General features: G+C 66.1%; 19 protein-coding genes. 8 read left to right on the plus strand and 11 right to left on the minus strand.

Going from position 1 to position 19,536, the window contains the following annotated elements; genetic code table 11:
* Positions 1 to 2: 2 nt before the first annotated feature.
* On the plus strand, positions 3 to 842 hold the full coding sequence (locus OHB26_RS02295; protein ID WP_330182577.1) for a class I SAM-dependent methyltransferase: 840 nt from the start codon (positions 3 to 5) through the stop codon (positions 840 to 842).
* A gap of 14 nt (positions 843 to 856) precedes the next feature.
* Here the strand turns inward: OHB26_RS02295 and OHB26_RS02300 are convergent, their stop codons facing one another.
* The 8 genes from OHB26_RS02300 to OHB26_RS02335 form a co-directional block, all read right to left on the minus strand.
* The gene (locus tag OHB26_RS02300) at positions 857 to 1,030 is read right to left on the minus strand and encodes a hypothetical protein (RefSeq protein WP_330182578.1); all 174 of its coding nucleotides are present in this window, start codon (positions 1,028 to 1,030) and stop codon (positions 857 to 859) included.
* A 62-nt stretch (positions 1,031 to 1,092) separates the two neighbouring features.
* Positions 1,093 to 2,124: a zinc-binding dehydrogenase gene (locus tag OHB26_RS02305; protein WP_330182579.1), complete on the minus strand. Its 1,032-nt coding sequence runs from the start codon at positions 2,122 to 2,124 to the stop codon at positions 1,093 to 1,095.
* Between the two features lies 1 nt (position 2,125).
* Positions 2,126 to 3,337 (minus strand): LLM class flavin-dependent oxidoreductase, encoded by a 1,212-nt coding sequence (locus tag OHB26_RS02310; RefSeq protein ID WP_330182580.1) that lies wholly within the window; start codon positions 3,335 to 3,337, stop codon positions 2,126 to 2,128.
* A 96-nt stretch (positions 3,338 to 3,433) separates the two neighbouring features.
* A complete protein-coding gene (locus tag OHB26_RS02315; RefSeq protein WP_330182581.1) occupies positions 3,434 to 4,312 on the minus strand; it encodes a VOC family protein in 879 nt (292 codons plus the stop codon).
* Positions 4,313 to 4,330: 18 nt separating this feature from the next.
* The gene (locus tag OHB26_RS02320) at positions 4,331 to 5,410 is read right to left on the minus strand and encodes a ferredoxin--NADP reductase (RefSeq protein WP_330182582.1); all 1,080 of its coding nucleotides are present in this window, start codon (positions 5,408 to 5,410) and stop codon (positions 4,331 to 4,333) included.
* A 92-nt stretch (positions 5,411 to 5,502) separates the two neighbouring features.
* The gene (locus OHB26_RS02325; RefSeq protein WP_330182583.1) at positions 5,503 to 5,748 is read right to left on the minus strand and encodes a hypothetical protein; all 246 of its coding nucleotides are present in this window, start codon (positions 5,746 to 5,748) and stop codon (positions 5,503 to 5,505) included.
* Between the two features lie 11 nt (positions 5,749 to 5,759).
* Entirely contained in the window at positions 5,760 to 6,905 is a 1,146-nt protein-coding gene (locus OHB26_RS02330) for a Rieske 2Fe-2S domain-containing protein (protein WP_330182584.1), read from the minus strand.
* 85 nt (positions 6,906 to 6,990) lie between these two features.
* A complete protein-coding gene (locus OHB26_RS02335; RefSeq protein ID WP_330182585.1) occupies positions 6,991 to 7,527 on the minus strand; it encodes a flavin reductase family protein in 537 nt (178 codons plus the stop codon).
* 248 nt (positions 7,528 to 7,775) lie between these two features.
* On the opposite strand from OHB26_RS02335, the gene OHB26_RS02340 reads away from it, so the two are divergent.
* The 7 genes from OHB26_RS02340 (at position 7,776) to OHB26_RS02370 (ending at position 16,709) form a co-directional block, all read left to right on the plus strand.
* Positions 7,776 to 8,612, plus strand: coding sequence for an IclR family transcriptional regulator (locus tag OHB26_RS02340; protein ID WP_442942841.1), 837 nt, complete (start codon positions 7,776 to 7,778; stop codon positions 8,610 to 8,612).
* A gap of 59 nt (positions 8,613 to 8,671) precedes the next feature.
* Positions 8,672 to 9,301, plus strand: a complete 630-nt coding sequence (locus tag OHB26_RS02345) for a PadR family transcriptional regulator (RefSeq protein WP_330182586.1) — start codon at positions 8,672 to 8,674, stop codon at positions 9,299 to 9,301.
* Between the two features lie 123 nt (positions 9,302 to 9,424).
* On the plus strand, positions 9,425 to 11,140 hold the full coding sequence (locus OHB26_RS02350) for an MFS transporter (RefSeq protein WP_330182587.1): 1,716 nt from the start codon (positions 9,425 to 9,427) through the stop codon (positions 11,138 to 11,140).
* Between the two features lie 131 nt (positions 11,141 to 11,271).
* Positions 11,272 to 12,492, plus strand: a complete 1,221-nt coding sequence (locus OHB26_RS02355) for a bifunctional 3,4-dihydroxy-2-butanone-4-phosphate synthase/GTP cyclohydrolase II (protein ID WP_330182588.1) — start codon at positions 11,272 to 11,274, stop codon at positions 12,490 to 12,492.
* 33 nt (positions 12,493 to 12,525) lie between these two features.
* Positions 12,526 to 13,116, plus strand: coding sequence for a hypothetical protein (locus OHB26_RS02360; RefSeq protein ID WP_330182589.1), 591 nt, complete (start codon positions 12,526 to 12,528; stop codon positions 13,114 to 13,116).
* Positions 13,117 to 13,139: 23 nt separating this feature from the next.
* A complete protein-coding gene (locus OHB26_RS02365) occupies positions 13,140 to 14,084 on the plus strand; it encodes an alpha/beta hydrolase (RefSeq protein ID WP_330182590.1) in 945 nt (314 codons plus the stop codon).
* Positions 14,085 to 14,408: 324 nt separating this feature from the next.
* A complete protein-coding gene (locus OHB26_RS02370; protein WP_330182591.1) occupies positions 14,409 to 16,709 on the plus strand; it encodes a LuxR C-terminal-related transcriptional regulator in 2,301 nt (766 codons plus the stop codon).
* Here the strand turns inward: OHB26_RS02370 and OHB26_RS02375 are convergent, their stop codons facing one another.
* The 3 genes from OHB26_RS02375 to hsaA all read right to left on the minus strand — a co-directional run bounded on the left by OHB26_RS02375 (position 16,710) and on the right by hsaA (position 19,437).
* Positions 16,710 to 17,231 (minus strand): DinB family protein, encoded by a 522-nt coding sequence (locus OHB26_RS02375; RefSeq protein WP_330182592.1) that lies wholly within the window; start codon positions 17,229 to 17,231, stop codon positions 16,710 to 16,712.
* 190 nt (positions 17,232 to 17,421) lie between these two features.
* The gene (locus OHB26_RS02380) at positions 17,422 to 18,276 is read right to left on the minus strand and encodes an alpha/beta fold hydrolase (protein ID WP_330182593.1); all 855 of its coding nucleotides are present in this window, start codon (positions 18,274 to 18,276) and stop codon (positions 17,422 to 17,424) included.
* Complete coding sequence (gene hsaA, locus OHB26_RS02385; RefSeq protein WP_330182594.1) at positions 18,277 to 19,437, minus strand: 3-hydroxy-9,10-secoandrosta-1,3,5(10)-triene-9,17-dione monooxygenase oxygenase subunit; 1,161 nt, start codon at positions 19,435 to 19,437, stop codon at positions 18,277 to 18,279.
* Positions 19,438 to 19,536 lie beyond the last annotated feature (99 nt).

The following is a 19,536-nucleotide window of genomic DNA, read 5'->3' on the forward strand; positions in this document are numbered from 1 at the left end:
CAATGGATGGCGGACCCAGCAGAACCGCGATGATGGCGGCGGGCGGGCGAGCAGCGCATCTCATCGTGGACAGCGCCCCCTACCTGTTCCAGGACACCGTGGCCGCCGACCTGCTCGGTGCACAGGCCGGAGAAGTCATCGGCTATCACCGGCAGTTCGGCGATCACGTGGTACTCAGCGGCACTCGAGCGCAGGTCAACGCCCGCAGCAGCTATACCGAGGCGCGCGTGCGCACCGGCTTCGGGCAGTACGTGATCCTCGGCGCGGGCCTGGACACCTTCGCCTATCGCTCCCCACTCGCCAGACAGATCGCCGTTTTCGAGGTGGATCATCCGGCGACCCAACAATGGAAACGCGGCCTACTCGAGACGGCGGGAATCGACGCCACCGCAACACGATTCGTCGGCGTCGATTTCGAAAGGGATGATCTCGCCGCGAAATTGGCGGCGCAGGGATTCGATTCCGCGACCCCCGCGCTCGTGAGCTGGCTCGGCGTGAGCATGTATTTGACCGAGGCGGCGATCAGCGCGGTGCTGACCGTACTGGGCACATTCGCCCCGGGCACCGAACTGGTGCTGGAATACGCGCTCCCGCCCGAGCTTCGCGACGAATCCGGCACCGCCTACGCCGAATTCGCACTCCCGGCCGCCGCCGATCAGGGCGAGCCCTGGTTGAGCTTCTTCACCCCCGACGCCCTCACCGACCTACTCGACAAACACGGATTCACCGTGGCCGAACATATTTCACAACGCGAGACGGTCTCCCCCGACCTGTGGCAGCGCGCGGACAACCTGCGTCCTGCTGATCTGTGCCGGTTGTTGCGCGCATCCGTGAGCGATTGACCACTCACCGTTGGTCAATGGTCGCGGCGAGGTAGGAGCTGCTGCGACTGCCGCCATGCGGCCTTCCGAGCAGCGTGGGCGGTGGCGGCCGAATCGAAATCGCCGCGCTGCCCCATCTCCAGCAACCTGTCGAACGCCGCGGCTCGCTTCGATCCGTCGTCGTCCAGGTCCATGCGGTTGGCCGTCACAACCAAATTATGCGCCCGACAACGCCGACCCGTCTGGCATCGGGTCTGCGCTGTTCGGGTGGTTACAGATTGGGGCGGACCAGGATTTGGATGTGGTCGTCCGGGTGGCGCAGGGATTCGATGGCGTCGGCTACGCCGTCGAAGCCGACCTGGGTGGTGATCAGGGATTCGGCGTCGATGACGCCGTCGGCTATGCGGTGCAGGGTTTTGGCGTACTCCTCGTGGGGGTAGACCATGCACATTTGCAGGGAGATGTCCTTGTAGATGCCGACGATCGGGCGGATCACGTCATCGGACATGATCGAGCCGATCTGCAGGATCGCGGTCTCCCTGGGGACCTTGTACATGAGTTCATTGAGCAGGCCGGGGACACCCGCGCACACCCAGACGTGCAGTTTCTGCCCCGGGGAGGCGAGCTCCTGCCAGACCTCCACCGGATCTTCGACGGACGGATCCACCACGCGGTGCGCGCCCAGGCGCAGCGCGGCCTCGCGGCGAAGTTTCGAGGGGTCGGACGCGACGATGGGTGCTACACCGCGTTCGACCAGGGCCGCGACCGCCCCCAATCCCACAGGGCCGCAACCGATGACGATACCGGTGCCTTCCGGGCCGATGCCCGTGCGGGCCACATTGCCGAAGCCGACCGCGAGGGGTTCGGTCATGGCGGCCACATGCGGCGGGACATGTTCGGGAATGGGTTCCAAGGCCATAGCCTGCAACACCATTCGCTCGCCGAAGCCGCCCGGATAGTCATTGGAGTAGCCGACGCCGTGAATACCACCGGCCGCGTCCAAGGCCCACGGCAGGGCGACGACATTCTGCCCCTCCACGAATGGGGTGTCCGGGCCCGCACCGATGACGCGGGCGGAGAGCTCATGCCCCATCACCATGTCGCGACACGGATCGAACAGGAAGGTGGGCACACCGCTGTCGCGGGAAGCCTGCAAGAACTCGTCGGTGTAGTCCAGGGCAGCCTTGTCGGAGCCGCAGATTCCGCAGGCGATCGTCTCGACCAGCACCTGGCCGGGACCGGGTACGGGATCGGGCACCTCGTCGACGACGAGTTCGCGATTGCGCATCACTACCGCGCGCATGTCACTTCCCTTCGGATTCGGGGGTCAGGGCGGCGGCCAGCGCCTGGCCGTGCCGCTCGAACGCGGCTTCCACGCCCGCGCGCATGCCCGACATGAGGCGTTCGCTATTGGCGTTGGCCCAGTCCAGGGAGGCGATGCGGCTGCGGTTCGCGCCGGTGAAGTGCGGAATCACGTGCTCGGCAAAGAGTTTCACCGAACGGCGGGAGGCTTCGGGGTCGGCGACATTGAGCGCCAGCACCAGGAAGGTGCCGAAACCGCCGGACTGTTCGGCCAGGGCTTCGATGGCCGCGATGGCGTCATCCGGCGAGCCGATGGTGGCGCGACCGAAGGCGGGGAAGCCCGGCCCGGTCCACTGTTCGATGGCCTCGGCGGCGGTATCGCCCCACGGCACCTCCATCCCGCTGAGCCGCTTGATGTAGTCCACCAGATGCCCTACGCCCCATTCGGCTTCGCGGCGCGCCTGCTCCCGGGTCTCGGCGATATGCATGGGCGCGACCAGTCGCCACTTGGCACGATCGACGGTATGGCCATTGGCGGCCATGGTCTGCTCGTAGACCTTCCAATTCGGCAGCAGCGCTTCATATCCCGAGGGATCGGAGGCGGCCAACGACAGCAGGCCCGCACCGTGCTTACCGGCCAGCACCGAACCCGACGGTGAAATGGTCGATGCCACAGCCATTTCCAACCCGTCCCGCTGATACGGCAGCAGTTGCAGGCGAGCCTCGTTGAGCTCGAACCACTCCGTCTTGGCCGTCACGACTTCACCGCGCAGCAACCGCACGATGGTCTCCATGGATTCGTGCATCATGTCGCGCTGGCGCGGCTGCGGCACACCCATCATGGAGGCGTCCGAGGCCAACTGGCCCGGGCCGATGCCCATCATGACCCGCCCCCGGGTGAGATGGTCGAGCAGGCAGAGGCGGTCGGCCAGCATCATGGGCTGGTGGTAGGGCAGGGAATTCACGCCGGTGCCGAGGCGGATCCGGCCGGTGCGTTCCGCGGCGGCGGCGAGGAAGACCTCCGGGGCGGCGATGATCTCCATTCCGGCGGAGTGATGTTCACCGACCCAGGCTTCCTGAAACCCGAGTTCGTCCGCGAGCTCGACCAATCGCAGATCCCGCTGGATCTGCAGGGTCGGATTGCCATTGAGCGGGTGATAGGGCGCGATGAAGAATCCGAACCGCGTGGGTCCGGAGGTATTGGGCAGAGACAACTTTCGACGCTCCTTTGCGATGTATTCAGTTGTGCTCCGAAACGGCCGCGTATCCGCCGGGGCTCTGGCGGATACGCGGCCGGATCCGTGAGCGGATCAGCCCCTAGCCCACTCGTGGCCCCAGTAGCTGTCCGCGGTCATCTCCTCGGCCACGTAGTCGTTGCCGACCAGCATTCCCTCGCAACCGAATTCGAGATCCCAGTTACCGGGCGTGCGGACGTAGAAGGAGATCATCTTGTCGTTGGTGTGGCGGCCCAGCGTGGAAGAGATGTGGTAGCCCGCCTTGGTGACGCGATCCAGCGCACGGCCCACATCGTCGAGCGAATCGACCTCGACCATGATGTGCACGATGCCCGGACCGTCCGGCCGCGAGCCCGGGATGAGCGCGAGACTGTGGTGGCGCGGGTTCACACCCATGAAGCGAATCCAGATGGGATGCTCGGGCGGGCCGACGCGGAAGGAGCCGCGCGCGGCGAAACCCAATACCTCGGTGTAGAACTTGCGCGCGTCCTCGATATCGCGCACCGGCAGCACCACATGGCCCAGACCCAGATCGCCGTTGATGAAGCGCGCGCCGTGCTTGGTCAGCACCGGGGTGTGATCGAGCAGCGGTCCGTGGAAGACCTCGATGGTGAACCCGGACGGGTCGACAAAGCTGATCGCCTCCTCGACATGACGGTTCGCGGCATCCGCGACAGACAGTGTGGCCACGGCGATTCCGGCCTTCTCCAAGGTCTCGCGCACCAGCGCCAGCGAGCGGGTGTCGGCGACCTGCCAGCCGATGGCGATGACCTCGTCGCGCTCACCCGGCACCAGTTCCAGACGGTAGGTGTGCTCATCGGTGCGCAGATAGATGGAGTTCGGATTCGGTCCGGTGCCCTCGGCGAAACCGATGGTGTCGAAAGCGAATTCGCGCCAGGCTCGCACGTCCGCGATGCGGGCCCGCACGTAGCCGAGGGAGCTGAAGGCAGCCATGTTGCACTCCTTGATATTTCAGGAATAGGTGACGGAGACGTCGTCGGTCACCGGAACCGCCTGGCAGGCAAGCACATAGCCGTCGGCCAGGTCGTCTTCTTCGAGGACTTCATTGCGCCGCATGGTGACCTCGCCGGAGACCACGCGGCAGACACAGGCGCTGCACGCACCCTCCTTGCAGGAGAAGGGCGCTTCGATGCCCTTGGCGAGCAGCACATCCAACAGTGTCCGACTGCGCGGCCAGGTGAGTGCATGGTTTTCGCCATCGAGTTCGACCGCGACGGTGGCATTGTCACCGGCGGCCTCGACGGCTTCGAGATCGACCGGGGTGGAGTCGGTTTCGAAGGGATTGCCGGACAGGGAGACGAACTTCTCCACGTGTACGCGCTTGTGGTCCGCGCCGAGCGAGGTCATGGCGGCGCTCACCGCGTCCATGAACGGGCCGGGACCGCAGACGAACGCCTCACGCGCCGCCCACGGCTCGGCAAGCGCGGCAAGCTGTTCCACCGACGGCAGGCCCTGCACCGACTGCAACCAGTGCAGCACCAGCAGCCGATCCGGATGTGCGGCGGCCAATTCCGCGAGCTCGGTCGCGAAGATGACCGAGTTCTCGTGCTGATTGGCGTAGATCAGCGTGACGTGGCCGGTGCCCCGCGCCAGCGCGGATTTCAGAATGGAGAGCACGGGGGTGATACCGCTGCCGCCGCCGAACAGCAGCAGATCGGCGTCCAGGGACCCCGGTGTGAACAGCCCGGCGGGCGGCAGCACATCCAAGAACATGCCCTCGACGGCGTTGTCGCACAACCAGTTCGAGCCGTAGCCCTGGTATGTCCGCTTGACGGTGATCTTCAGTGGCCCGCCCTCGTGCGGCGCACTCGACAGCGAGTAGCACCGACTCACCGATCCGGTCAGTTCACTCGGAATGCGCAGGGTCAGGAACTGGCCCGGCTTGTACCCGAACCGCCCGGCGTGGGCATCCTCCGGCGCGAGCTCGAGTGACACCGCGTCGTCGGTCTCCCGCACCACGCGCACGATCCGCACCGACGCGATCCCACCGGCAAGTCGCGCCAGTTCCGGTTCGAGGTCTGTCACGGTCATCGCGATTCCATTCCTATGCTGTCCATTTCGGTCGTGCTGCCTTCGTCATCCCTCGCCGCCCCGCGGTCTTCTGCCTACGGTGACGGGGGCAGCTATGCCAAGGTTCCGCCGCGGGTGCGGACGTCCACATCGCGGGTGCTGGAACCCAGTTCACCGGCGGCCACCGCCGCGTCGATGCTGTCGCGCAGGGCGTGGCAGGTGTGCGACTTCAGGCCGGTGGTGGAGAGCTCCGTGCAGGCCGCCACGGCGGCGTTGTTCCATTGCACGCTGGTGTGCTGGGGGCTGAACTTCTCCACCAGTACGCAGGTCCCGCAGGACCGGCACGAAACCTTGTCCATGGCAATGCCTCTCAGGCGTCGGCGGCGGCGCGCTTGGCCAGGTTGTCGGCGACTTCGGCCTCCCAAGCGCTGACCGCGCGGGTGGTGTCCACCTCGAATTCGAAGCGGGTGGTCATCTCCTCGGTGACCGCCGCGGCATCGGTGTAGAACTGCTCGTACCAGCGACGCAGCTGGTAGACCGGCCCGTCCTCCTCGCACAGCAGCGGATTGTTGATGCGCGACTTGCGCTTCCAGATATTCGCGTCCTGTTCGAAGCCCTTGCCGAGCCCGCCGACGAACTTCTCGGCGATCTCCCGCGCCTGCTCCGGCGAGACACCGGAGGGCTTCTTGGCGATCGCGCCGTACATGAGTACGAACTGGTTCTCGTTGATCGGATAGTGGCAGTTGATGAGGTAGCCCTCGACGACCAGACCGTTCGCGCTCTCGCTCTTGAGGTAATCGATCATGTAGGAGGGCCCGTAGTAGGCGGCCTCGGATTGCAGAACGTTCTTGCCGCCCAGCGCTTTCGCGGTCGCGCCCATCATGTCCTCGCGCGAGACCGAGGTCATGTACTGGCTGGCGGTGTGGCCCTCGAACACGTTCTTGAAGAACGTCGGGAAGCCGTAGTGCACATAGAAGAAGTGCGCCATATCCACGACATTGTCGATGACCTCGCGGCAGTTGGCGTCCACGATCATCGAGTTCCAGGTCCAGTCGGTCCACTCGTCATCGAACGCGGCGTCCAGACGCGGGATGGCGACCTCGGCGGGCGGCTGCTTGCCCTCCGGGTCGTTCCATACGAACAACTGCTTGTTCTCGACCATGGTCGGCCACGCCTTGGTGCGGGCCAGCGGCGGAACCCGGCGCGCGTAGGGAATGCCGGTGCACTTGCCCTTGCCGTTCCAGCGCCAGTCGTGGAACGGGCAGGCCAGCGAGTCACCCTTGACGGTGCCGTCGGCGAGATTGCCGCCCATATGCGGGCAGTACGCGTTGAGCACGTTCAGGGTGCCGTCCTCGGCGGCGAACACCACGATCTCGGTGCCGAAGGCCTTGACGGTGTGCGGCTTTCCGTCGCGGAACGAGTCGGCCAGGCCCAGGCAGTGCCAGCCACGCGCGAATCGGGTGGGCGGCGCGCCCGCGTCGATCACTCGCACCTCGGCATCCGTGGTGGTGGTCATGTGAATTCCTCTCCCTTGCCTTGTATCGATGGTTGCGGCCCATGTGACGCCGACGACAATGGCTGTCCCACTGGCCGGGAGGTAGCTACTGGTGTGCGAGACGCCCGAAGCTCGCGCGGTAGAAGAGCAGCGGGGTGGCCTCGGAGTGCTCGTTCAGACCGGTCACGCGGGCAATGACCACCGTGTGATCGCCGCCGTCGACCTCGTCGCGCAGTTCGCAGTCGATGGTTGCCAGCGCGCCGGTCAGCAGCGGTGAGCCATTCCGCGACGGGGTCCACTCGACGCCCGCGAATTTGTCCGCGCCCGGTCGCCCGAGCTGACGGCACACCGAATCCTGGTGGTCGGCCAGGATATTCACGGTGAAGCGCCCGGCGCGGCGAATGCGCGGCCAGGTGCTCGAGGTCCGCGCGGGGAAGAAGCTCACCAGCGGCGGATCGATGGACAGCGAGGCGAAGGATTGGCAGGCGAAGCCGACCGGTTCGCCGTCGTCAATGGCGGTGATCACAGTGACCCCCGAGGCGAAGCGCCCGAGAACTGCTTTGAACGCACCCGGATCGATTGCGGCGGCGGTGCCGCCAACGCCCTCGGCTGACACCCGATCCACCTCCAGCACCGGTTCCACGGTGACTCCCTCTTATTTCGGTTCGAAATATGGCTGCCAGTCATAACAGCAGGTCAGCGCCGGGAGGCGTCAATATCGGGGTTCGGTCACCGAGACATGAATCCGTAGAACGGGACAAAAGCTACGTAGTTCTCCCGATTCCCCCGCGTGTGGTCCAGGGCACTGTGATGGGTAGCACAAGCTCCGAAACCGGAACATACCTAATCGGCATATCCCTAGACTGGATGTCTGCACCAACGGAGGCTCGAATGTCCGTCGCCATGCTCCCCTCGGCGGAGACACGAAACACCCACACCCCTATGCGCGCCAAGGATTCTCGCAACACCAGCGCCGAAGTTCCGGTCTCGATGATCGAGCGCATGACTCTCATCCTGGATGCCTTCGACGCCTCCACCCCCACGCTCACCCTGCTCGGCCTGGTCGAGCGCACCGGCCTGCCGCGCTCCACGGTGCACCGCATCCTCGATCAGATGATCAAGCTGCGCTGGCTGGCGCACACCTCCGGCGGCTACCGCCTCGGTATGCGCGCCCTCGAACTCGGCGGACTCACCGCCGATCACAATGAGATTCGCGATGCGGTCAGCCCGCTGCTGCACGAATTGAGCCAGCGCACCGGCATGGTCGGTCACCTCGCGGTGCTCGACGGCCGCGATGTGGTCTATCTGGACAAGGCCGGCGGCCGCTTCGCCGCCAGCCTGCCCACCCGGCTCGGCGGCCGGATGCCCGCGCACGCAACGGGTGTCGGCAAGGCCATGCTCGCCTGTCTGGAGCCCAATATCGCCGAGGCCGTGCTGCGCAATCGCCTGCCGCGGCTGACCCCGCGCACCATCTGCGAGCCCGAGGCGCTCTCACGTGAACTCGCGCAGATCCGACTGCGTCAGGGCGTGGCCATCGACCGGGAAGAGGCCGTGGTCGGAATCGCCTGTGTCGCAGCGCCACTGCGTGGCCGGGGCACCGCACCCGCCGCGCTCTCGCTCTCGGGTCGCGCCGACGGTATGAGCTATGACCGGCTGGCCCGCGTCGTGCTCGAGGTCGCGCACGAGGCCGGGCGCACGCTGTTCCCGCGTCGCGCGCACTGGCGCTGACCGGACCCGTTGCTCAGGACAGAGAAGGCAGACTTATGCGGGGGCGAATCCCTTCAGCCATGACCGATGGCGCGGCACACGGGGCGCATGACGAAGAGTCACAGGCGATTCCGGATCTGCCCACCACGGCGTGGGCGGTGCTCGGCATGCTCTCGCACGCCGATGAGCTCTCGGGCTACGACCTGAAGAAGTGGGCGGACTGGAGTCTGCAGTTCTTCTACTGGAGTCCGTCGTTCAGCCAGATCTACGCCGAACTCAAACGGCTGGAGAAGCACGGCTACGCCACCTCGCGCACCGTGGTCTCCGAGGACGGTATGCGCGGTAAGCGCATGTACGCCATTACCGAGAGCGGCCGGGAAGCCGCCGCGCACTGGGTGAACCACTCCCCCGTCGAGGCTCCCGTCCTCAAGCACAGCGTGATGCTGCGGGCCTGGCTGGGTCATCTGGCCGAACCCGATCGCATGCGCGAGATCCTCACCCAGCACATCGACTACGCCGAGAAGATGCAGCGCAGGGCACAGATCGACGCCGATGGCGCGGACGCCAATCCGGAGTGGGCGTACCCGAGCGCGGTATTGCGGTGGTGCGTACGCCATTACGCGGCGGAACGCGAATTCGCACAGGATCTGCTGACCGATTTGGACAAGTTGGCGAAGCAGCGTACGCGCCGCAAGCCATCCAAGGAATAAAATCAATAAAGTTCGTATCAGAATCCTCGAAATTCTCCACTCAGCGGATTCATCCATAGGCGGCGCCCCGGGCCTGTGACACGGTTCACGAAATCGTGTTACCTACCCACTGGAGGACGCAATATGTCCACCTCCGTCGCCCCCGAGGTGCCGCCCGGCACCATCGATGACACCGGTCGCCTCGACGGTGCGTCAAAGCTTCGGATTTTCTCCGTCCTCGCGGTGATCGTGCTGTTCACCGAGGTCGCGCCCATGCAGTACGTGATGGTCTCGGCCGCACTGCGCCAAATCGCGCCCACGTTCCCCAGCCATGGCGCGAACATCAACTGGGCGATCATCATCTTCGGCGTCGTCGGCGCCGCCACCTCACCGGTCATCGGCAAGCTGTCGGACATTGTCGGCAAGAAGCGGATGTTCCTGGTCTGCGGTGTGCTGTTCATGATCGGCTGCGCCATCTGCGCGATCACCAGCAACTGGATGCTCTTCCTGATCGGCCGCGGACTGCAGGCGACAGCCATTGCGACAGCGGTGATCTCGTACGGCCTCATTCGAGACCTGATGCCGCGCAAGCTGGTTCCGGTCGGCCTCGGTATCGCCTCCACCGGTCTGGGCGTCTCCGCGCTCGCCGGTCCGCTGATCGGCGGCTGGATCGTGGAGAACCACAGCTGGCGCGCAATCTTCTGGTTCCTGTTCGCCTTCACCGTCGTGATGATTCCGCTGGTGATCGCCATCGTGCCGGAGTCCAAGCTGCGGGTCCCGCAGAAGCTGGATCTGGTCGGCGCGGTACTGCTCGGCGCGGGCTTGGTGCTCACGCTCATCTACCTGGACAACGGTCAGCAGTGGGGTTGGAGCAAGCCCTCCAGCCTGGCCTGGCTCATCGGCGGCATTATCTTCCTGGCGCTCTTCCCGATTGTGGAGATGCGGGTCAAGCAGCCCATCATGGATATGAAGCTGCTGTTCACCCCGCGCGTGAGTGTGCTGCTGTTCATCGCGCTGCTGGCCTCGTTCATGATCGGCTACCAGTCGTACGCCACCGGTTATATGACGCAGTCGCCGCCGTCCGCCGAGGTGGTCGAGCAGGTCAAGACCGCGACCTGGGATCAGGTGAAGGCCGGTGCGCTGCAACAGGCGCAGGCGCAGGCCGAGGCGCAGGCCAAGGCCGCGCTGCCGCCGGGTGTGGAGTTGCCGCCGGGTGCGGTGGTGGTGCCGCCCGAGGCCGTGTACTCGCAGTTGCCGCCGAATATGGTTGATGTGCAATTGAATCCGGGTTACAGCTACGGCGACGGGTTCAGTCTGCTGAAGTTCGCCACACACATCACCCTCGCGCAATCGCTGATCGCCATGGCCTTCGGTTTCCTCGGCGGTCTGTGGATTCGGCGCTCGGGTGGCCGGCAGCCGCTGGTGTTCGCGCTGGTGATCTTCGTCGGCGCGGCCATCGCCTACGGTGCGACCTCACACGGCTGGGGTATGCAGGCGCTGATCAGCGCGGTGTTCGGTATCGCGTTCGGTCTGTACTACGCGGCGACGCCGAACCTCATGGTCGAGGCGGTGCCCGCGGAACAGCAGGGCATCAGCGCGGGCATGCTGGGCGTTATGCAGGCCATGGGCGCGGCCGTCGGACTCGCGGTGGCCACGGCTTTCCTCAATGCCAATCCGGTCAAGGCGGATGTGACGGTGATGGGTGCGCCCACGGTCACCAAGGAAATCCCGATGCTGTTCGCGGACAAGGGCTATGAGATCAGCTTCTATGTCATCGCGGCCACCTCGGCGATCGCGTTGATCGGCGCGATCATCATGCGGGCCGGGCGCACGCCCGCCACGGGCGGTACCGCGTTCTGAGCGCCGTGATCGCGTGAAATGGTTCGGAGGCCACGCCTCCGAGCCATTTTCTTATCCGGTGAGCGGGATCTCACCTCGCTGTTCTGCCGTCCGCATATTTCTATTAGGCATAACAGAGGAGGTGGTCGACGATGACCGGTGAACTCGACACCATCGCCACGGCGGTGGCCGCGATCGCCGCGGGCGGCATGGTGCTCGTGGTGGATGACGAGAACCGCGAGAACGAGGGCGATCTCATACTCGCCGCCGAGCAGGCCACGCCCGAGAACATCGCGTTCCTGGTGCGCTACACCAGCGGTGTGGTGTGCGTGCCGATGGCGGGCGAGGATCTCGACCGGCTGTTACTGCCGCCCATGACGGCGGTCAATCAGGATCCCAAGGGCACCGCGTACACGGTATCGGTGGATGCGATCTCCGGTGTGAGCACCGGGATTTCGGCCGCCGACCGCGCGCGCACCATGCGGGTGCTGGCCGATCCGCGCACCACCCCCGATGAGCTGTCGCGGCCGGGCCATGTGTTCCCGCTGCGCGCGAACCCCCGTGGGGTGCTGGGCCGTCCGGGTCATACCGAGGCCGCGGTGGATCTCATGCGCCTGGCCGGGCTGCGCCCCGCCGGGGTGATCGCCGAGGTCGTCAATGACGACGGCTCGATGGCGAGACTTCCCGAACTGCTTGCCATGTCGGCCGAACACTCGATTCCGATCATCTCCATCGCCGATCTCATCGAGTACCGCCGGACCCTGGAGAACGGCATCACCCGGGTGGTGCAGACCCGGCTGCCCACTCGGTTCGGCGACTTCCAGGTGGTCGGCTACGCCGACGAGCACTCCGGCGCAGAGCATTTGGCCCTGGTCTACGGCGATCCTTCCGGCGCGGACGCCCTGGTGCGCGTGCACTCCGAATGCCTCACCGGAGATGCCTTCGGCTCCCAGCGCTGTGACTGCGGCGAACAACTCGATGCCGCCATGGCCGCGGTGGTCGACGCGGGCCGCGGCGTGGTCGTCTACCTGCGCGGCCAGGAGGGCCGGGGCATCGGCCTGCTGAACAAGTTGCGCGCCTACGAACTTCAAGATCAGGGTGCCGATACCGTCGACGCCAACGTCCGACTGGGTCTGCCCATCGATGCCCGCGACTACGGTGCGGCCGCGCGAATCCTGGCCGATCTCTCGGTGAACTCCGTTCTCCTACTGAGCAATAACCCCGCCAAGCAGTCCGGCCTCGAGGCACACGGCATCACGGTGGTGGCCCGTATCCCATTGCGGACCCAGCCCACCGAACACAACGTCCACTACCTCCGCACCAAGCGCGACCGTATGAGTCACCACCTCGGAGAAATCAACGCGGCGGGATAGCATCTCGGCAGAGTCATGACCGAAGGAAGTGCCATGTCTATGCCGGGGTATGGGTCGCCGGGGCCGGGGCGGGGGTTGCGATCGCCGGTGGTGGTGTCTTGGGTTTCGGCGGTGCTGGGGCTGGTGTGCGTGGCGGCGGCCATCGGGGTGTTTCTGCTGTACTCCGGGGAGCATGATGCGGTGCAGCGGGCGGAGAGCACCGAAAGCCAATTGCGGCAGGATCTTTCGGAGGCCAATCGGAATTCGGATCGGCGGGCGGCGGCGCAGCGCGCCGCATGTGATTTCGCGGTGTCGATGGCGACCTACGACTACAGCGATATGGAGAAGTATCGGGTGGCGATGCTGGACGGGTCCACCGGGGAGTGGCGGCAGACCTTCACGCAGAACTGGCCTTCGCTGCGGTCGGTGATGACACAGATGCAGACCCGGAGCAAGGCGGGTGAGACGCACTGCGGACTCTCCTCGCTCGGGGCGCACAATGCCGAGGTGCTGGTGTACACGACGCAGGTCGTGACCACCGCGGGCATCGACTCGCATGCCAGTTCGCTCTCCACGGTGACGCACCTCGACGAGCAGGCGGACGGACGCTGGCTGGTCAGTGAAATGAAGGTGCCCACGGCGTAGCGGCCGGACGGTATGGTCGCCGCATGACGGCGTTCCATACCTCTCGGGCGAGCTTCCTGAGCCGCCGGGTAGTCCCCGCCTATCTGCGGATCATCCGGGCCAATCGGGCATTCCTCACGGCCGAGCCCGCGCGCGAACATCTCCGCGACCGGAGTCTGCGCCCCAAGGCGTACGGGCCGCCGCGGCGGTTGCGCTCGGATGTGGTGGTGTCGGTGGATCACAGCCGCGGTCTGCCGATATACACGCTCATCCCCCGCACCGGACGCCCGCGCGGCAATGTCGTTTATGTGCACGGTGGTGCGTGGGTCAATGAGATCGCACCGCAGCACTGGCAGTTGGCGGCCGATATCGCCGCCGAGGTGGGCACCACCGTCACGGTGCCGATCTATCCGCTGGTGCCGTTCGGGACCGCCGAGCAGGTCGTCGCGATCATTGCGAAGCTGGTGCTGGACAACAGGTCTCGCTATGGCGAGGTCTGCCTGGCCGGAGATTCCGCGGGCGGTCAGATCGCCCTGTCCACCGCACAGGTGCTGCGGGACCAGCATCAGGTGGTGCTCCCCAGCACGGTATTGATCTCCCCCGCGCTGGAGTTGTCGCTGAGCAATCCCGAGATCGATGTGGTGCTGCCGACCGATCCATGGCTGGGCAAGGAGGGCACCCGCGTCTTCATCGAGCTCTGGCGTGGCGAACTGCCCCTGACCGATCCCCGCGTGAGCCCCTTGCTGGGCGAGATGCGCGACCTGGGCCCACTGACCGTCTTCAGCGGCACCCGCGACATCGTGCTCCCCGATATCCGGCTACTGGTCGACAAGGCGCGCGACGCGGGCGTCGAGGTCGACTATCACGAGGGCGCGGGGCTGGTGCACGTCTACCCGCTCACCCCGACCCGTGAGGGGCGCCTCGGCAAGCAGCAGATTCTCGATGCGCTGAGCAAGGCACTGGCCCCGGCGAAAACGACTGCGCCGTAATTACCTGTGCGGGTTCTCCGCGAGCCACCGCCGCGCCCGCGGCCGGAGGTGCCCGTGAGAGCCAGTGGTCGGCACCCCGTCCAGTCGCGTTTCCGGGACGGCTTCACAGGCGGTGAAGGCGGGTCGGTGAAGTTCGCTAATTATTCGCCACAGGTATGGCCGGACCGGACAAATCGGATAGGCCGAGGGCGATGTGGCAGGTCCGCGGAAAACCCGTTGTAAGCGGGGGCACAGTGCTCGGCAAGTCGCCTACCAGACGGCGCGAACTGGGTTTATGGCCCCGGTGGTAGCAGGGAGCGTCGCGAATCACATAGGTTGGACTCCATGGCGCGGCGTGTCAATGGAAACCTCCCCGCGGAGGTCACCAGTTTCGTCGGCCGCCGCGACGAGCTGGCTACCGCCAAAAGGCTGCTGCCCACCACACGGGTTTTGACGCTGCTCGGTCCCGGCGGCATGGGGAAGACCCGATTGTCTCGGCAGATCGGGCAATTGGTCGCGCGCGCGTTTCCCGACGGGGTGTGGTTGGTCGAACTCGCCGACCTCCAGGATCCGAATCTGGTGACGCTCAGCGTGGCCGAGGCGCTGAACCTGCGCGATGAGTCCACCGCGCCGCTGCCCCGGCTCACCGAATTCCTCGCCGATAAACGGCTGCTGCTGATTCTCGACAACTGTGAACACCTCATCGAGGCGTGCGCGGCCCTGGTCGGACGGATCATCGCCACCACACCGGATGTGCGGGTACTGGCCACCAGCCGCGAGGTGCTCGGCATACCCGGCGAACAGGTGATGCCGGTACCCCCGCTCACCGTGCCGGATGCCGATACCGGCGGCGAGAGCGATGCGCTGCAACTGTTCATCGAACGCGCGAGCGCCGCCAATCCCGCATTCAAGGCGACCCCGGCCAATCGCGCGGTGCTCGCTGAAATCTGTCGCAGGCTCGAGGGTATGCCGCTGGCACTGGAGTTGGCGGCGCTGCGATTGCGCATGTTCACCCCCGAACAGATTCTGCACCGGCTCGACGACACCATGGGGCTGCTCAGCGCCGGGCCGCGCACCGCGCCCGAACGTCAGCAGACCATCGAGGGCGCGATCCGCTGGAGCTACAACCTCTGCACGCCTGCCGAACAGTCACTGTGGGAACAGCTTTCGGTCTTCGCGGGCGGATTCGATATCGAGGCCGCCGAGGCGGTGTGCGACCTGGGCACGGGCTCGCTGGTCGGCGCGCTCACCGGACTGGTCGACAAATCCGTTGTGGCGCAACGCTATGACGGTGACGCCGCGCGATACTCCATGCTGGAGCCGATTCGGCAATTCGCCGCCGACCGGCTCACCGAGCGCGGGCACGCGCAGGCCGTGCGGGCGCGGCATCGCGCGCACTACCGGGATCTGGCCATGCGCGGGCAGACCGCGTACTGGACCGCCGCGGATGTGCAGTGGTTCCGCGAGTTGACCCGCGAACACGCGAATCTTCGTGCGGCCCTGCGCTCCGGGCTCCAAGACGAGCCGCTGGAGACCATTGCCACGGTGACGGTGCTGCGGCCGTTCTGGGAGCACAATCGCTTCCTCTCCGAGGGGTACCGCTGGCTCACCGAAGCGCTGGAGCGCAATCCGGAGCCGACAGCCGAACGCGCCAAGGCACTCTCCTCCGCGGCCTCGCTGGCGGCGCTGCTGGGCGATCAGGTATCGGCCGCGAGACTGGTCCAGGAGTGCCTGGAACTGGCTGCCACACTGGAGAGCTCCGACATCATGGCGGAGGCGGCCCTGGACCGCTCGCTGCTCGCGTTCGCCGAGGGCGACCGGCAGCACTCACTCGAATTGGGCCGCACCGCCATCGAATTGGCGGTCGAGCATAACCAGCAGGCCATCGAGATGGACAGCCACGCCTTCGCCTTCATGTGCGCGATGGTCCTGGACGCCCCGGGCCGTACCGAGCTCGCGAACCGCTTCCTCGAACTCACCACCGCCAGCGGCTCGCACCTGCTGGGCGGTCTGGCCCTGTGGACGGTCGGCATCGATCACTGGCGGCTGGGCGACCTCACCGCCTCAGCCGAATTCCACAGCCGCGCAATCGAACAACTCGCCCTGTTCGAACGCTGCGTCTGGCTCTCCTCCGCCTTCGAGGGCCTGGCCTGGACGGTCTCCGCCAATGGCGACTACGAGCGCGCCGCCCGTCTGCTGGGCGCCGCGGAATCCCTGCAGCGCAGCACCATTCGCCTGGCGCACACCATCACAGTCGCGGTCGGCGACAAGGAACGACTCAAGGTCCGAGATGCGCTGGGCGAGGACGCTTTCCGCGCCGCCTTCGGCGCGGGGGCGAACCTGCCGCTCAACGAGGCCATCGACTACGCCCTGGGGCGCACCACCGCGCCCGCCCTCGAATTACCCGAGCCACCCAAACGCGCTCCGCGTAAATCGGCCGCCACCGCCTCGGAGACCAATATCCTCACCCGCAGGGAGAAGGATGTGGCCCGCCTGGTCGCCGCCGGTCACAGCAATAAGCGCATAGCCGCCGACCTGGTCATCTCCATCCGCACCGCGGAGACCCATGTGGAGCACATCCTGACCAAACTCGGCTTCACCTCGCGCACCCAGGTCGCCGCCTGGGCACACGAACACGGGCTGTGATCAGTAGCCGGTAGTGCCGTCTATACGTTCGCGCAACAGATCGGCGTGGCCGTCGTGGCGGGCGTACTCCTCGATCAGATGCAGATAGATCCAGCGCAGTGCGATGTCCTTGCCGGTGCGCGGATGTGCGGTGGTGTGATCGAGCGGCAGCGGGGCGATCGCCTTGTCGCACAGGGCGATTTCCTCGAGGTAGCGGGCGTAGTCGGCTTCGGCCTCGGCGGGGACGGTATCGTCGAAATCGCCGTCGAGGTTGGTGTCGTCGCTGTAGATGTACTCGAGGCGCTCACCGGCGGCGCGCATACGGAACCAGCCGCGCTCGGTTTCGGTCATATGCCGCAGCAGGCCGAGCAGCGACATCGAGGACGGTTCCACGCTGCGGGTGGCGAGCTGAATGCCATTGAGCCCCTGGCATTTCCACAGCAGGATATTGCGACCCCGGTCCAGCATGGCTTGCAGCATGGCGCGCTCGTCACCGACGAGCAGTTGTGCGGTGCGTTCGATCTCAGGCGCTGTCCACGTCATCCCCGCACTGTATCGCCGCGCACCTCGGCCGCAACCGAAATACCGTTCGTCCCGCCCCACCTCGAGAGAGGTCCTCCGTCATCCCGGCGCGCTTTTGGCCGGGATCCACACCCGCAGCACCACAGCGTGTCTCGATGAACGACTTCGCGCCCGCCACCGGAACAGTCCAGGGCGGGCGCGAATCGTTGTCTTACAGGCCGTTCTCCAGGAATTCGATCACAGCCCGTTCGAAGGCGTCCTTGCGCTCCACCATCACCCAGTGCCCACAGCGCGAGAAGATGCGCAGATCGGCATTGGGAAGCTGGCGAGCGGGAAAGAGCGCGCCCTCGACCGGTGTGACGCGGTCGTCCTGGCCCCACAGCATGAGAACCTCATGCCGCAGGCTCTTCAGTCGCGCCCAGAGCGGGAGCGGCTCAGCCATTTTCGGGTTGTAGAAGGTGGCGTAGGCATCGCGCAGGGCGGCCTGGCCACGCGGGTCGGCCGCGGCCTTCAGCCGCGTCGCCACGAGCTCTTCGGTGAGGGTGGCCTCGTTGCAGACCATCGCCCGCAGGAAACCCATGGCGCGCTCGTCACTCGGGTTGGCGTTGTACTCCATCAACCGCCGAATGCCCTCGGACGGTTCGGGTCCGAGCACATTCACCCCGACACCGCCCGGTGCCATGAGCACCACGCGGTCCACCCGGTCCGGATGATCCAGCGCCAGCAGAGCCGCCACCCCGCCGCCCATGGAATTGCCGAGCAGATGCGCCTTTTCGATGCCGAGCTCGTCGAGCAGCCCGAGTACCGCATCGGCCGCGATGCGAAGGTAATTGCGCTCGTACACTTCCGGGCGTCCACTGGCACCGAAGCCGGGCTGATCCAGGATCAGACAGCGGAAGTGCTCGGCCAGGACGGGCAGGTTGTTGCCGAAGTTGGCCCAGCCCGAAACACCCGCGCCGGAGCCGTGCAGCAGCACCAGCGGCGCACCGGAGCCCGCCTCGTGATACCGCAACTCGTGCCCGTCGACGGTGACCCAGCGCTCGGTATTCTCAACGGTCGGAGTCATTCACAGCATCCGATCCGCGACCTCGAGGCCCATCGCTCCCTTACCGAACATGGCCAGCGCCCGCTCCACGTCATTGATGGCGTGCACGCTGCCGGCGTGCGCGTCGCGCCAGTGCCGTTCGATCGGATTGGGCTTCTTGATGGAGTGCCCACCGGAGTTCTTGAACAGCAGATCGATTGCCTCCAAAGCGCGTTCGGTGCCGCGCACCTGATCGCGCCGGGCGCGCAGCCGCAGCTCGAACGGAATCTCCTCGCCCGCTTCGGCATAGCGCAGCTGCTCTGAGGTATTGCGCTCCATCTGCAGAATGGCGGCGTCGATCTCACTGGCGGCGCGGGCGATTCGCACATGCGCGAACGGATCGTCGGAGACCTTCTGACCGCCGTAGGACAGCCGCACCCGCTCGCGCTGCCGCTCGATATGCGCCTCGTACGCACCCTCGGCCGCGCCGATGATGGGCGCGGTGATGGTGTTGGAGAAGACGCTGCCGAACGAGATCTTGTACAGCGGAGCGGTATTCACCTGCTGGCCGGGTCCGATCAGATTGGCCTGATCGGTGGCGGAGTACATGCGGTAGGCCGGGACGAAAGCCTGCTCGATGACGATGTCATTGGAGCCGGTGCCGGACAGGCCCGACACATTCCAGACGTCGTCGATGCGGTAGTCGGTGCGCGGCACCAGCACCGTGAAGTAGTCCATCCCCTGCTCGGTGGGCAGCAGCGCGCCCAGGAACACCCACTGCGCGTGATCGCAGCCCGAGGAGAAGCTCCAGCGGCCGGACATCTCGAACCCGCCCTCGACGGCGACCAGCTTGCCGGTCGGCGCGTAGGAGGACGACACCAGAATGTCCGGATTCTCGCCCCACACATCCTGCTGTGCGCGATCGTCGAACAGCGCCAGCTGCCACGGGTGCGCGCCCAGCACCGAGGTCACCCACGCGGTGGACGGGCAGGCCGTCGCGACCGCGCGCACCACCTGGTAGAAGTCCACCGGGGAGGTTTCCGCGCCGCCGAATCGCTTGGGCTGCAGCATGCGGAACACACCTGCCTCGGTGAGTTCGGCAATGCTGGCGTCGGGCACCCGCCGCTGCTCTTCGGCCTGCACCGCGCGTTCCCGGATCGCGGGCAGCAGATCGCGAACCCGATCGAGCACCTTGTTAGTCATGCGGGTGTTTCCTCCTCGTGCAGTGGTTCCTGCACCCGACGCTATGGCGCGCGGTACTATGCCGAGTCGAAAAGTCCCGGTCAACGGAATTCCTGGCAG

This window comes from Nocardia sp. NBC_01503 (assembly GCF_036327755.1).
Lineage (GTDB): Bacteria > Actinomycetota > Actinomycetes > Mycobacteriales > Mycobacteriaceae > Nocardia.

Excerpts from the sequence above, each read along its gene's own strand:
- OHB26_RS02330 (WP_330182584.1), bottom strand. The coding sequence starts at position 6,905 with ATGACCACCACCACGGATGCCGAGGTGCGAGTGATCGACGCGGGCGCG.
- OHB26_RS02365 (WP_330182590.1), top strand. The coding sequence starts at position 13,140 with ATGACGGCGTTCCATACCTCTCGGGCGAGCTTCCTGAGCCGCCGGGTA.
- hsaA (WP_330182594.1), bottom strand. The coding sequence starts at position 19,437 with ATGACTAACAAGGTGCTCGATCGGGTTCGCGATCTGCTGCCCGCGATC.
- OHB26_RS02375 (WP_330182592.1), bottom strand. The coding sequence starts at position 17,231 with ATGACGTGGACAGCGCCTGAGATCGAACGCACCGCACAACTGCTCGTC.
- OHB26_RS02295 (WP_330182577.1), top strand. The coding sequence starts at position 3 with ATGGATGGCGGACCCAGCAGAACCGCGATGATGGCGGCGGGCGGGCGA.
- OHB26_RS02370 (WP_330182591.1), top strand. The coding sequence starts at position 14,409 with ATGGCGCGGCGTGTCAATGGAAACCTCCCCGCGGAGGTCACCAGTTTC.
- OHB26_RS02325 (WP_330182583.1), bottom strand. The coding sequence starts at position 5,748 with ATGGACAAGGTTTCGTGCCGGTCCTGCGGGACCTGCGTACTGGTGGAG.
- OHB26_RS02315 (WP_330182581.1), bottom strand. The coding sequence starts at position 4,312 with ATGGCTGCCTTCAGCTCCCTCGGCTACGTGCGGGCCCGCATCGCGGAC.
- OHB26_RS02380 (WP_330182593.1), bottom strand. The coding sequence starts at position 18,276 with ATGACTCCGACCGTTGAGAATACCGAGCGCTGGGTCACCGTCGACGGG.
- OHB26_RS02360 (WP_330182589.1), top strand. The coding sequence starts at position 12,526 with ATGTCTATGCCGGGGTATGGGTCGCCGGGGCCGGGGCGGGGGTTGCGA.
- OHB26_RS02355 (WP_330182588.1), top strand. The coding sequence starts at position 11,272 with ATGACCGGTGAACTCGACACCATCGCCACGGCGGTGGCCGCGATCGCC.
- OHB26_RS02320 (WP_330182582.1), bottom strand. The coding sequence starts at position 5,410 with ATGACCGTGACAGACCTCGAACCGGAACTGGCGCGACTTGCCGGTGGG.
- OHB26_RS02345 (WP_330182586.1), top strand. The coding sequence starts at position 8,672 with ATGACCGATGGCGCGGCACACGGGGCGCATGACGAAGAGTCACAGGCG.
- OHB26_RS02340 (WP_442942841.1), top strand. The coding sequence starts at position 7,776 with ATGTCCGTCGCCATGCTCCCCTCGGCGGAGACACGAAACACCCACACC.
- OHB26_RS02305 (WP_330182579.1), bottom strand. The coding sequence starts at position 2,124 with ATGCGCGCGGTAGTGATGCGCAATCGCGAACTCGTCGTCGACGAGGTG.
- OHB26_RS02350 (WP_330182587.1), top strand. The coding sequence starts at position 9,425 with ATGTCCACCTCCGTCGCCCCCGAGGTGCCGCCCGGCACCATCGATGAC.